1 pseudogene is annotated in these 369 nt (G+C 41.2%); it reads right to left on the bottom strand.

Features of this window, described 5'->3' with window-relative positions:
- Positions 1 to 57 precede the first annotated feature (57 nt).
- Positions 58 to 369: pseudogene (locus AB4375_RS21320) on the bottom strand (IS4 family transposase); the annotation flags it as partial.

Genomic DNA, 369 nt, shown 5'->3' with positions numbered 1-369 from the left:
TTCTTTTGATTAAACAGAGTCTCTGAATCATTTTAGAGAACATTCATAGACAGAACCTTAAGCACTAAGCTCAGCGTAAATTCCGTCTAACGTAATGTTTTCTTTAGACTTCCTCTGCGCGGACTTTTGAGTGTTCCTTGATATATAACTGGTAGCCCATTCGATTTTATTGCTGATTTCTGACCATGCGCCGTGACTGATACATTCAAATATTGGTAACAGCCAGACATCCACATTTTTTGCCGCTTTAAATAATGAGACCGATGGCATTATCTGAAGCGCAATACTACGCCTAATGATCAGCGCAAGTAAACTGGCCCAGATGAGCCCATCAACGATGGCCTTTTAAGCGGTGACAAATCGTTGCCA

This window comes from Vibrio sp. 10N.261.51.C6 (assembly GCF_041471785.1).
In the GTDB taxonomy this organism is placed as follows: domain Bacteria; phylum Pseudomonadota; class Gammaproteobacteria; order Enterobacterales; family Vibrionaceae; genus Vibrio; species Vibrio crassostreae_C.
This window is presented reverse-complemented; position numbering and strand designations above follow the sequence as displayed.